The sequence below is a fragment of the Bacillus sp. FSL K6-1003 genome (assembly GCF_037964945.1).
Classification (GTDB): Bacteria; Bacillota; Bacilli; order Bacillales; family Bacillaceae; genus Bacillus; species Bacillus mojavensis.
On record NZ_CP150176.1, the window covers coordinates 576,621 to 588,941 of the forward strand.

Sequence of the window (12,321 nt, forward strand, 5' to 3'; positions counted from 1 at the left end):
CTTGCATCAAGGCGGTAAAGCAAAGAGAATGGGCGGTTTGACAGAAAAGGAAATTAGAACTTTCTAATCTCCTTTACCACCTTCATTTTGCTTCCTTTTATGTAGGTGAAACACACCCCGCAGACAGTAACTATTCCGCCTAGCAGTGAAATCAATGCAGGCATTTCGCCTATCCACACCCAAGAAATCACCAGTGTCAAAGCAGGCGTTACATAGAGTGAAATCGTTGCTTCAGAAGGACCGACGATTGAAGTTACGTATGCAAGCGCAAAGTATGGGATGACCGTCGGGAATAAACCTAAGTAAACGATAGACAATGTGGAGTTCATTGAGGCGAGTATAAACTCTCCCCATAAACCTGGAAGAAAAACAAGCATTGGTATGACTGCACCCCAAATTGTGAACGTTACAAATGGAATAAATCCATACTTTTTTATATAGCGGCCTTGAAAAACGAAATAAATACTCTCTGCAAAAGCTGCCAGCAGGATGAACAAAATCCCTTTCATAGAATGCGTATGATCTCCTGTCCCAAATGAAAGAAATGACACACCCAATAAACTAATGATAGATCCAATCCATTTAGAAAAACCAAAATGTTCACCAAAAAACAGTCGAGATAACACCGCAGAAAAGATTGGTGCTGTTGTTACGAGTAAGCTTGCAATACCGGCACTAACTGTTTTTTCACCGATATTAAGCAAAAGGTGATATAGTGCAAAACCTAAAAACCCTAATAATAAGATGACAGGGACATCTTTCATGTCAGGTAAGCGCATTTTAGTCAGCGCAGCAAAAAGTAACAACGCCATAGATCCGATTAACAAACGAAATAAAGCAAGGTGTTCTGGTGTGTAGTATTCCAAACCTACACGAATTCCAGGAAAAGCTGATGCCCACAATCCAATCATAAGACTGTAAGATATAATCAGTTGAACAGTTTTCTTTTTCATGATCTTCACTCCTTCTCTACAAAAACCAACCAGTGATTTAGTGTGTTATATACTAATAGAGATTTGATAAAATGACTTCAACCAGTTACGCAATTTATGACCCAACCACTTAGTAGAAGGAGACTGCTTTTGATGAGCTTTACAGAAGAAAAAACGAATAGAAAGCTTCCTAAGTACTTACAAATTATTGACTATATAAAAGAGAAAATAGGAAATGGAGAATGGCCGATTGGAAGTAAGATTCCTAGTCAGCGAACGCTTGCAAAAGACTTTCATGTAAATCGAAGCACGGTTATCACAGCATTAGAGGAATTGATGGCAGATGGATTGATTGAAGGCAGAATGGGTAAAGGGACAGTTGTCATCAACAATACTTGGACACTGTTAGCTAAGAATTCTGCACCTAATTGGGAGAAATATGTAACTTCGGGAATCCAGCAGCCAAGCCGAAGAATTGTTCAAGAAATCAATAAATCAGAATCAAATTCTGATCTTATACAGCTCAGCAAAGGAGAACTTTCAAATGAGATTTTTCCTTTGTCTGCCATGAAAGAGATTATGGGCAAGGTATCTCAAAATATAGAGGCGTTCGGATATGAGGAACCAAAAGGATACTTACCCTTAAGAGAGGCATTGAGTGTTTATTTAAAAACAATCGGGATTCAGGCTTCTCCTTCATCCATTCTTATTGTTTCAGGAGCACTGCAAGCCTTACAGCTTATATCAATGGGGCTTTTGCAAAGAGGATCAACTGTTTTTCTTGATCAGCCATCTTATCTTTATTCATTACATGTATTTCAATCAGCCGGAATGAATCTGACCGGACTTCCTATGGATTTAGAGGGGCTTTTGCCAAACCATATTCATATGACAAAGGGAGAACGGGGGAGAGCCATATTATATACAAACCCTTGTTTTCATAATCCGACTGGTATCTTAATGTCAGAAGAGCGGCGGAAAGAAATCCTTGCAGCAAGCGAGGAAACACAGCTTCCCATTATTGAAGATGACATATATCGTGAGCTGTGGATAGATGAAAACCCGCCATATCCTATTAAAACAATAGATAAAAACGGCCATGTGCTATATGTAGGAAGTTTATCGAAAACGTTAAGCCCCGGCTTAAGGATTGGATGGATAGTCGGACCGGAACCAGTGATTGAACGTTTATCTGACATTAAAATGCAGACAGATTACGGATCCAGTTCGTTATCTCAAAGAGTTGCGGCGGAATGGTTCACATCTGGCCAATATCAGCGGCATTTAGAACGTGTGAGACATCAATTAAAGATAAGAAGGCAATTTGTTACGAGCGCTTTAGAAACCAATATGAAGAATGCAGCTGTTTGGACTATTCCAAAAGGGGGATTCTTTATTTGGTTAAAAATTTTGCCTTCGATATCTATGAAATTACTTTATAAAAAAGCCTTAACAAAAGGGATTCTTCTCAATCTTGGCAGTATCTATGCTCAGGAAAAAGGGAATTATATTCGCTTGTCATACGCTTATGCATCCCTTGAAGATCTCCAAAAGGGAATTTATGAATTAAGTTTGATCATTAAGGAACTTGCAAGTAAATAAATATGCATTCAATGTTGAGAACCTATCTATCAAGCAATGTTGGTATGTTTTTATTTTTATGCGTTCTTAGAAATGTAAGATGAATATGTAGAGGAGTAGGTATCTCCTCATCTTACTGGGCTGTTCTAAAAAACAGAAGTGTCCCTTAAAAGAGGGAATTCTTTTATGGATAGAATAAAAGAGAGAAAGTGACAGGAGGGTACAGTTTGCAGGAGGTAAAGAAAGAACAATATAGTGATGTCAAAGCATTGATCCATCATAAAGAAACATGTTGCCCGACATTTGTTTATTCAATATTAGAACAAATCATTCCAGGAGTTGTTTATGCAGATGATCAATCATTTCTGATAGGAACCAGTTCAGGAATTTATTATGTTGCAGGGGATGAAAGGAATCAAAATGTCAACGAATGTATCGTTGAATTACACAAAAAGAGAGCAGAATCCAAAAAAAGATTTACGCTGTATTCTCCCAATCGTTCATGGGACAGCGTAATAAAAACTGTACTGCGTGATGAATTGAACCAAATGATGCGATATGCGCTTTCTCAACAAATTTCTGCCAAAAAGGCTTTTCAGCTTCCAAAGGGATTTACATTAAAAAGAATAAATGAAGATATCATTTCAACCAGCACTGAATTTCATAAAGCTTATTATGAGGAGTATTGGGGTTCAGTCTCGAATTTTTTAAAAAACGGATTTGGATTCGCTGTTTTGTATGACAATCATGTTGTCAGTGAGTGCACTTCCATATTTCTAGGCGGCGATCATGCGGAAATGGATATCTATACAAGCGAAGAATATAGAGGGATGGGGTTCGCTTATATTGCTGGGAGCAAATTTATAAATGATTGTCTCGAAAAAGGCGTCACCCCTAGCTGGGATTGTGATGTCAGCAACAAGTCATCTATTCATTTAGCAAAAAAACTAGGATTTAAGATATCAACCAAATACTCCATCTTTTTTAGAAAATCAGGTTAAAAAAACCCTTCTTAGGAAGGGTCTTTTCTTGAGCACCAAGCTGACGGAGAATACCATGTTTATCCACATGAACCCTTTTCTCCATTTTAAAATGAATAGGATTCGCCATCATCCGGTACCAGTACATGAGATGACATGCCTTTTTCATGAATAAAGCTTTTTAATTCTTCTTTAGATAATGCCCAATGGTTGACAGTCTCCATATCAATGAAATCCCTTTATAAAAAGCTTTATCAAAAGGGATTCTTCTCAATCTCGGCAGTATCTATGCTCAGGAAAAAGGGAATTATGTTCGCTTATCATATGCTTATGCATCGCTTGAAGACCTTCAAAAGGGGATTTATGAATTGGTTTGATGATTAAAGAATTGGCAAGGAAGTAAGGTGAAAGAAAAAAAGTTGGAGCCGGGCTAAAAGATCACACACCAAACATATAGGTTCTTATGAAACAAGCGGTGATGGCACACCAATTAACATCTGCTTCAGTGGAAAATTCCACTATTTTTTAAAAACTGTTGACATTTGAACATCCATATTTTATTATTATCTCATATTCAAGATATTTTAATTCGAGATAAATAGCCATGACCAAGCATAAACCTGCTTGTATATAGAATCTCAATCCTTCTAATGTGATTTTTTTTAATATAATATCTCGAATTCGAGATAAAAGAGGAGTGGCGTAAATGGCTGAATTTTCACAGCTAGTCAAAGAAAGAAGATCTGCAAGCAACTTCCTATCGGATCATCCAATCACGAAAGAAGAACTTAATGAGATGTTTGAATGGGTTGCATTGGCTCCATCGGCTTTTAATTTACAGCATACAAAATATGTGACGGTTCTAGACCCGGGTGTAAAAGAAAAGCTGAAACAGGCCGCAAACGGACAATATAAAGTGTTTAGCTCATCTGCGGTTCTTTTGGTATTAGGAGATAAGCAGGCATATCAGCAAGCGGCTGACATCTATGAAGGATTAAAGGTGTTGGGGGTGCTAAATAAGCAAGAGTATGACCACATGGTTCAAGACACCGTTTCATTTTATGAAAGCAAGGGAGAACAATTTAAGAGGGATGAGGCGATAAGGAATGCTTCACTTTCTGCAATGATGTTTATGCTGAGTGCTAAGGAAAAGGGCTGGGACACCTGCCCTATGATCGGCTTTGATGCTGAAGCCGTGAAACGGATTTTGAATATAGATGATCAATTTGAGGTTGTCATGATGATTACAATTGGGAAAGAAAAAACAGAGAGCAGAAGGCCGCGCGGTTACCGGAAACCTGTGAATGAGTTTGTTGATTATATCTAAATGAACATGTGAAGGAGCGGGTAAAAATGGCTAAAAAAACGATGGGAATACATCATATTACAGCAATTGTCGGTCACCCTCAAGAGAACGCAGATTTTTACGCAGGAGTCCTGGGGCTTCGATTGGTCAAGCAAACTGTCAATTTTGATGATCCAGGTACGTATCATCTTTATTTTGGAAATGAAGGCGGAAAGCCGGGAACAATCATCACCTTCTTTCCGTGGGCAGGAGCCCGCAAAGGCATCATTGGGGACGGTCAAGTTGGCGTGACTTCTTATGTCGTGCCGAAGGGAGCTATGGCTTTTTGGGAAAAGAGACTTGAAAAGTTCAACGTTCCATACACCAAAATCGAGCGTTTTGGAGAACAATATGTAGAATTTGATGATCCGCACGGTCTGCACTTAGAAATCGTGGAAAGAGAAGAAGGAGAAGCCAATACGTGGACGTTTGGAGATATAACACCTGATGTTGCCATTAAAGGCTTTGGCGGTGCAATCCTGTTATCAGCACAGCCTGATAAAACCGCTGAGCTATTAGAAAATATCATGGGACTGGAACAAGTCGGCAAGGAAGGAGTCTTCGTTCGTTTTCGTTCTGCCGGTGATATCGGAAATGTGATTGACCTTAAATTAACGCCTATTGGCCGCGGACAAATGGGAGTCGGCACGGTGCATCACATCGCTTGGCGTGCTAGCGATGACGAAGATCAATTAGATTGGCAAAGATATATTGCTTCTCACGGATACGGTGTGACTCCTGTTCAGGATAGAAATTATTTTAATGCGGTTTACTTCAGAGAACATGGGGAAATCTTGTTTGAAATCGCAACTGATCCGCCGGGCTTTGCTCATGATGAATCACCAGAAACAATGGGTGGAAGGTTGATGCTGCCTGTGCAGTATGAACCGCATCGAACACAAATTGAACAAGGGCTGCTGCCGTTTGAAGTGAGAGAGTTAGACGGATTGTAATACCGCATGAAGAGAAATAAAGAGGCATATATTCAACAGATGACCGCTGGAAGTTACTGGCGGTAAATAACAAGACGTGCTGCCTTTCAGCACATCATGTTACATCAAAAATAAGGAGAGATAAAAATGGAAGATGCAGGACTATTGCTTATTCGTATTATGATTGGTGTGGTGTTTCTGTTTTATGGATCACAAAAATTATTCGGCTGGTTTGGCGGATACGGGATTAAAGGAACCGGACAATGGTTCGAGTCAATTGGGGTTAAACCAGGTAACGCCGCGGCCGCTTTATCAGGTCTTGGGGAATTAGTAAGCGGAATATTATTTATTTTAGGTGTATTCCTCCCGCTTGGAGCTGCTATCATAACGATCATTATGTTAGGTGCTATCGTAAAAGTTCATGGAGCGAAAGGATTTGCGAATGGCGCGGGCGGTTTTGAGTATAACGTGGTGCTGATTGCAGTCTCCATCGGGGTTGCACTCATCGGTTCAGGGGCTTACGCTTTGCATTTTTAATACGAAAGTATGTAAGAACAGTTACCGGCAAGCGGTAACTGTTCTTTTGTTTTGCCATTTTCATGCAAACTTGCAGGTGCCCTGCAAAGCAAAAAAGCGGATATCATAAATATAAATGTGTATAGTGAATGATACGTATCGATGCTTGGTCATGAAAAATAGACCAATTTGAAGGAGTAAATGGATGAAAGAGATGACAGAATTACATTCATTAGATGCTATAGAGCATTTTATTAAGCAGCATCAATTCAGTTTTATCTATATATCAAGACCCGGCTGTACAGTATGTCATGCTGTTCTGCCGCAGCTCAGAATATTATTGGATCAGTTTCCAAACATCACATTGGGGCATATCAATGCTGACGATGTAGAAGAGGTCGCCGGCCGATTTTCGGTCTTCACCGTCCCTGTGCTTCTTTTGTTTATCGATGGGACTGAGTTTCTGAGAGAAGCTCGTTTTGTTCATTTTGAACAGCTCGAAGAAAGGCTGAAAAGGGTTTATCGTTTATATGAAGATGAATAAAGCTTTACGCTTTCCAAATGAAAAGGAGCTCTCTGAAATGGGGCTGGAGCAAATGAATCAAGATGTTCTGTATCATACATGAGGATCAATCAGGGGATATAAATGATTTCCTCATTTCATCATATCTTCAGCCGTCATCTAGTAGAATATCATTGGGCTTGCATAGAAACATCACATCAAACTCCAGCAAAATCATTTCTAAACAAACCAATAAATGAAGCAAAAAAGGGTGTTACAAGGTGTAGCATCCTTTTTGATTTTTTAGAAATAGTAATATTCAAATAATGTAGGAAGGGGGCTTTATTAATGAAGAGTAAAGATATTTAAGAAAGAAGGGCATCATCGTGGGGATCGTCACAAGGGCAGAGGCGGTTCACAGCATCATGGACCAAAAACTTTTCGCCGCGGCAGGACCATTGCATTTTTAGAGATGATGCATTGTTTTCTCTTATATCCCTACAGTCTTTTATACTGGTTTGCAGGAAATCTTTTTCTCTTATCGAATGATAGAGAGTCAGAGGCTAAACGGGTTATTGAAGAGCTTTTCGTTTGTACACAGTGAGTGTCCGGCATTGGCTGGACTTTTTTTATAAGGAGGAATACAGGATGGCGTTAACTTTGGAAGATATGACTGTGGAAGAGTTTAAAGCATTTCGCGGGATGTCCGTGCAAAATTATGCGAAACAAAACATAGCGTCGGGAACTTGGACAGAAAAAGAGGCGATTGAGAAATCGGAGCAAGCATATGAGAAAATGATTCCGGATGGACGAAACAGCAGCAATCACAACTTTTGGAACATTACAAATGAACAAGGGGAAAGGATAGGCTGGCTCTGGCTATATGCTGATCCGCTCCATCCACAAAAGGAAGCGTTTATTTATTCCTTTGGATTATATGAAGCCTATCGCGGAAAAGGGCTGGCTCAATTGGCGCTTCAAACGCTGGATGAAAGAGCAAGAGAGATGGGCGTGGAAAGACTTGCGCTTCATGTGTTTGCGCACAACGAGACAGCCGTCTATCTTTATCAGAAGATGGGCTATATCATGACAAATATCAAAATGCGGAGACAGCTGTGCTAGCAGGTGAAAATGCCGGTCTGCTTAGCGGACGCGTTTAGTCCGATAAAAGACAATGACTACTTGGATAGCGTCGCGGCGTATTTTATTCCCTCCTTTGAGACACTAAGGTCATGGGAATCGATAGAGTCATGAGGAATTCCAAAATCATTGAGATGTCTGAGGTTGTTGAAGAAGAAGTGGCGTCTATCATTGATTTTTTAAGTCCCGGAAGCATGTGCTAAATGTAGCCTTTTGCAGGCAATGTCATTTAAGGCTCTATCTTTTGGCGAAAACTTGAAAAATACCAAGGGCGAACAGCCCTTGGTATCCCTTACACACTATTGATCCAGCTCTTTCATTCGTTTCGTAAGCTCATTGAATGCCTGGTCAAGCTCTTTGTACCCTTTATCATTTGGCGTCATAAAACTAAGCTTTCCCAGCACTTCTTGTCTTTCTGTCTCAAGCTTTAAACGAAGCTCTTCCCTGTCATTTCTTTCAGAAGGAACGTCCTTCAATTGCTTTTCGATGCCATTGTCTGAAATAACGAGTTTACTGTTCGTTGTTTTCTCAAGAAAATAACGATCGTGTGATACCACAATCAGTGTGCCGCTGTATTGTGACAGTGTTTCTTCCAGCTGTTCGCGTGACGGCAGGTCGAGGTGATTGGTCGGTTCATCTAATATCAGCACGTCTTTTTCCTCTAAGATATATGCCATCAGCTTGCACTTTACACGCTCACCCATACTCATATGTTGAATTGGTTCTGTCCATTGAGAAGCTGTAAAGCCCAATTGCGTCATGATATTCTGCACGTTTCCTCTCGCCTTGAACGTGTCTTGATAAAATAACTCCTCCGGTGTTTGTGCTAAAGGCAAATCAAATACTTCCTGTGTTAAATAACCGATTTTTGCAGATGGTGATATCCATACCTTTCCCTCTGCCGTTTCCTGTCCAAGAATGACTTTCAATAAGGTTGTTTTTCCGCTGCCGTTTGGGCCTGTAATGGCAACCTTTTCTCCGTGCTGAATCGTAAAGCGGGCGTTTTGAAACAGTGTCTTTTCACCAAATGACTTCGTCAGGTTTTGAACCTCCAAAAACCGTTTTCCTGTTTTATGAGCTGTATCGATTGAAAAACAAACAGTATATTCCGGATCGACAGATTCAGCCTTTGTTTTTTCGAGTTCTTTTTCAAGCCGCTTTTGTTTCGATTTGATCTGGGCATCTGTGCGCTTTGCTTTTACACGATGGTATTCTTTAAACCCTTCCTTTTTCGTCGATTGTGCGTGGGCTTTTTTCGACCATGAAGTGAGTTCTGTCATTTGTGCTTCAATCCGTTCAATCATTTTCTGCTGTTTTTCATATTCACGCTGCTGTGCCAGTCTTTTCTCTTTCCGGAACTTCATGTAACCAGAGTAATTCCCTTTGTACTCAGTCAGCGTGTGGCCTTCGATTGACCATATTTTCGTGGCAACTTCATCTAAGAAATACCGATCGTGCGAAACGAGAATGACAGTGCCGCTAACATTTTTCAGCTGTTGAATGAGAAATTGCAGGCTTATGTCATCAAGATGGTTTGTCGGTTCATCTAACAGGAACAGGTCTGCATCCTCTGATAGTCCTTTTGCCAGCCGTGCTTTCAGTTTTTCTCCGCCGCTTAACTGGCTGAAATCACGGGCTGGCACGCGCCATTTCTCCAGCAGTTTCACTTCGGCAGGTGTCTGATTCTCAAAGGAAAACGATTCAGTCTCCTGTTCAACCAGCACCGTTTTTAAGCCGTGCTGCATCCATTGGATTTGTCCCTGTGACGGAGTTAAGTCCTTGTTGATCAGGTGAAGCAGTGTCGATTTTCCAGCTCCATTTTTACCGATAATCCCAATGATATCGCCTTGCTGAACGCTTGCATGTATGTGATTAAAAATGGTAAGATCCTTCACTTCATAGCTGACGGTTGTAAGTTTTAATTGTTCTTTCATCTATATCCCTCGCTTTAAGGGAGAACAAAAAAATCCTCCCAAATGTTTTGGAAGGATTAGCCGTGCCTTTGCCATGATGAAATAAGCTATTCTTCATAAAATAGCGCGTACGTATATAGAAAATGGGCAGACTAATCCTATTTTTTATGATTTGAAATATACGATTTCAAACGTGAAAAATAAGATTAGTTAATCATTGTCCACCCATCATCCCTTCTCAATTTATTACAAACAATATAGCATATTTTTCAATTTGAGCAAAGAAAAATTGGAACTCCTCTGGATATTCAATTAAAAAAGCTCCTGCTCTCATTTCTGAGGGCAGGAGCTGTAAGAGGGTTATTGCTGCTTTAATTTTCTTACTTTATAAATCACAATCAGCAAAATAAACCAAACCGGTGTAACAAATAAAGAAACCCGAGTATCCTGTGCTAATGCCAGCACAACAAGGACAAACGCCAGGAACGCTAAAATTAAGTAATTCGTAAATGGATAAAGCGGGAGCTTAAATTTGTTTGCTTTCGCCAATTCAGGTCTTGTTTTACGGTATTTCATATGGCAGATAACGGTAATTCCCCATATGTAGATAAAGCATACGGTGGAAATACTTGTGATCAAGGTGAATACGCCTTCCGGCATGATGTAGTTCAATGTGACACCGATTAAAATCACAATAGCTGAAAAGAACAATGCATTTCTCGGTACCTTGCGCGGTGTCAGTTTTGCCATTGATTCCGGCGCATTCTTATCTTTCGCCAGTGAATAGACCATTCGGCTTGTACTAAATACAGCACTGTTGCAGGCTGAGGCAGCTGACGTTAATACAACAAAGTTGATAATGCTTGCTGCCCCGACGATGCCAACCGCGACAAACACCTGTACGAATGGGCTTTCGCTAGGGTTGATGACATCCCATGGATAGATGCTCATAATCACGAGAAGAGCACCGATATAGAAAAGCAGCACCCGGACAGGGATATTGTTGATCGCCTTAGGGATGACTTTTTCAGGGTTTTCTGTTTCACCGGCTGTCAGTCCCACCAGCTCAATGCCGACAAAGGCAAATACAACCATCTGGAACGAGAGGATAAACCCGTGCATGCCATTTGGAAACATACCTCCGTGGCTCCAGAGATTTGTGAAACTGGAGACGCCTGAGCTTGTGGAAAACCCTTTAAAGATCATGACAAGGCCAATGACGATCAGCGCCAAAATGGCAATGACTTTAATTAAAGCAAACCAAAATTCTAATTCTCCAAAAAGCTTGACGGTTGCCAAGTTCATAATCAGTAAAATAATCAGAGCGATTAAGCCGGGCACCCATTGCGGCACACCAGGGAGCCAATATTGAGTGTAGAGCCCGACGGCTGTCAGATCAGCCATTGCAATCGAAATCCAGCAGAACCAATAAGTCCAGCCGGTGATAAAGGCTGCCATATCGCCTAAATAGTCTTGTACAAAATCAACAAAAGAGTGATAGTTCAAATTTGATAGCAGCAGTTCACCCAGAGATCTCATAATCAAAAAGCAAATGATCCCTGTGATCATGTAAGCAAATAGAATCGACGGTCCGGCAAAATGAATGGATTTTCCTGAGCCGAGAAATAAGCCCGTTCCAATGGCCCCGCCGATGGCGATGAGCTGGATGTGCCTGTTTTTCAGGCCTCTTTCCAATTTTTGCTGATTTATATTGTCTTTCGTCATGTCGTCTGTCACTTTGTGTGTTCCTCCATTGAAAATTGTTTATTGAGTCAGCAATATATTTTTAATGATTATTATAACACTAAAATTTCGATCTTTTTTACTATACAGGAAATATGGAAGGAAATTTTAAGGTTTATCGATGCTTCACATGATACGAAAAAAGCGGCTCAATTGTGGGAGCCGCTTTTGTTTACGCCATTTTATGCTTTTTTCATATACAGATAAAGCCCATAATCAGTCGGAGCAGATGCGTACCCTATCTGATGCAGCATCGCTGTTATGTTGCCGCGGTGGTATGTCCCGTGATTCACAACGTGGGGAACCAGCTCAGAAACAGTCGTTTTCATGATTCCGCCTGAGGGATTTATAATTTGGAGGGGCTTATTGAGCTGTTCTTTTTGCTGCAAAAATAATGAATAGCGCTCCGATAATGTCAGAAACTGGGCTTCCATTTCCTCCATTTCTTTTGCTTCTGTCTGTTCTTTAAGTTGTTCAGCTAACGCCAAAGCATCGGTCATGCTTTGGCCGGAAAACACTTCCATCCAGCCGAGATCAGAAAGATAAACATGAGACAACACATGCGATATCGATGGAAACACGCTTTGAATGTCTTGGTGGTACACCTCTTTTGGAAGCTCTTTTAATCGGTTGAATATTTGCTGATTGGCCCAGACGTTATATTCATACGATTTTAATGAAAAATCCGACATGTTAATTTTTCCCCTTTCGCATTTATAGAATCTATTATACACGAA

At 40.5% G+C, this 12,321-nt stretch carries 11 protein-coding genes and 1 pseudogene; 7 read left to right on the forward strand and 5 right to left on the reverse strand.

Translation table 11 applies throughout. From position 1 onward, the window contains the following. Positions 1–53: 53 nt before the first annotated feature. The gene (locus tag NSU16_RS02990) at positions 54–953 is read right to left on the reverse strand and encodes an EamA family transporter (RefSeq protein ID WP_339192044.1); all 900 of its coding nucleotides are present in this window, start codon (positions 951–953) and stop codon (positions 54–56) included. A gap of 132 nt (positions 954–1,085) precedes the next feature. Here NSU16_RS02990 and NSU16_RS02995 point away from each other — a divergent pair, with 132 nt between their 5' ends. Both NSU16_RS02995 and NSU16_RS03000 read left to right on the forward strand, forming a co-directional pair. Continuing rightward, the gene (locus NSU16_RS02995; RefSeq protein WP_339192045.1) at positions 1,086–2,534 is read left to right on the forward strand and encodes a PLP-dependent aminotransferase family protein; all 1,449 of its coding nucleotides are present in this window, start codon (positions 1,086–1,088) and stop codon (positions 2,532–2,534) included. A gap of 206 nt (positions 2,535–2,740) precedes the next feature. After that, positions 2,741–3,514 (forward strand): GNAT family N-acetyltransferase, encoded by a 774-nt coding sequence (locus NSU16_RS03000; RefSeq protein WP_339192046.1) that lies wholly within the window; start codon positions 2,741–2,743, stop codon positions 3,512–3,514. Positions 3,515–3,600: 86 nt separating this feature from the next. On the opposite strand, the pseudogene NSU16_RS03005 reads toward NSU16_RS03000, so the two are convergent. Then, positions 3,601–3,717: pseudogene (locus NSU16_RS03005) on the reverse strand (MBL fold metallo-hydrolase); the annotation flags it as partial. A 482-nt stretch (positions 3,718–4,199) separates the two neighbouring features. Here NSU16_RS03005 and NSU16_RS03010 point away from each other — a divergent pair. From NSU16_RS03010 to NSU16_RS03030, 5 genes are all read left to right on the forward strand, one after another. Beyond that, positions 4,200–4,820 carry a nitroreductase family protein gene (locus NSU16_RS03010; RefSeq protein ID WP_326226579.1) on the forward strand — a complete coding sequence of 207 codons (621 nt, stop codon included), beginning with the start codon at positions 4,200–4,202 and terminating at the stop codon, positions 4,818–4,820. 26 nt (positions 4,821–4,846) lie between these two features. Next, positions 4,847–5,791 (forward strand): ring-cleaving dioxygenase, encoded by a 945-nt coding sequence (locus NSU16_RS03015; RefSeq protein ID WP_339192047.1) that lies wholly within the window; start codon positions 4,847–4,849, stop codon positions 5,789–5,791. A 126-nt stretch (positions 5,792–5,917) separates the two neighbouring features. Further along, positions 5,918–6,307 carry a DoxX family protein gene (locus tag NSU16_RS03020; protein WP_268454944.1) on the forward strand — a complete coding sequence of 130 codons (390 nt, stop codon included), beginning with the start codon at positions 5,918–5,920 and terminating at the stop codon, positions 6,305–6,307. A gap of 184 nt (positions 6,308–6,491) precedes the next feature. Beyond that, complete coding sequence (locus NSU16_RS03025; protein ID WP_010333167.1) at positions 6,492–6,830, forward strand: thioredoxin family protein; 339 nt, start codon at positions 6,492–6,494, stop codon at positions 6,828–6,830. Between the two features lie 606 nt (positions 6,831–7,436). Further along, a complete protein-coding gene (locus NSU16_RS03030; RefSeq protein WP_326192277.1) occupies positions 7,437–7,910 on the forward strand; it encodes a GNAT family N-acetyltransferase in 474 nt (157 codons plus the stop codon). A gap of 317 nt (positions 7,911–8,227) precedes the next feature. On the opposite strand, the gene abc-f is transcribed toward NSU16_RS03030, so the two are convergent. The 3 genes from abc-f to dinB all read right to left on the reverse strand — a co-directional run bounded on the left by abc-f (position 8,228) and on the right by dinB (position 12,276). Further along, positions 8,228–9,862 carry an ABC-F type ribosomal protection protein gene (abc-f, locus tag NSU16_RS03035; protein WP_339192048.1) on the reverse strand — a complete coding sequence of 545 codons (1,635 nt, stop codon included), beginning with the start codon at positions 9,860–9,862 and terminating at the stop codon, positions 8,228–8,230. A 339-nt stretch (positions 9,863–10,201) separates the two neighbouring features. Then, positions 10,202–11,578, reverse strand: coding sequence for an amino acid permease (locus NSU16_RS03040; protein ID WP_010333171.1), 1,377 nt, complete (start codon positions 11,576–11,578; stop codon positions 10,202–10,204). 188 nt (positions 11,579–11,766) lie between these two features. Continuing rightward, the gene (gene dinB, locus NSU16_RS03045; protein ID WP_339192049.1) at positions 11,767–12,276 is read right to left on the reverse strand and encodes a damage-inducible protein DinB; all 510 of its coding nucleotides are present in this window, start codon (positions 12,274–12,276) and stop codon (positions 11,767–11,769) included. Between the last annotated feature and the right edge of the window lie 45 nt (positions 12,277–12,321).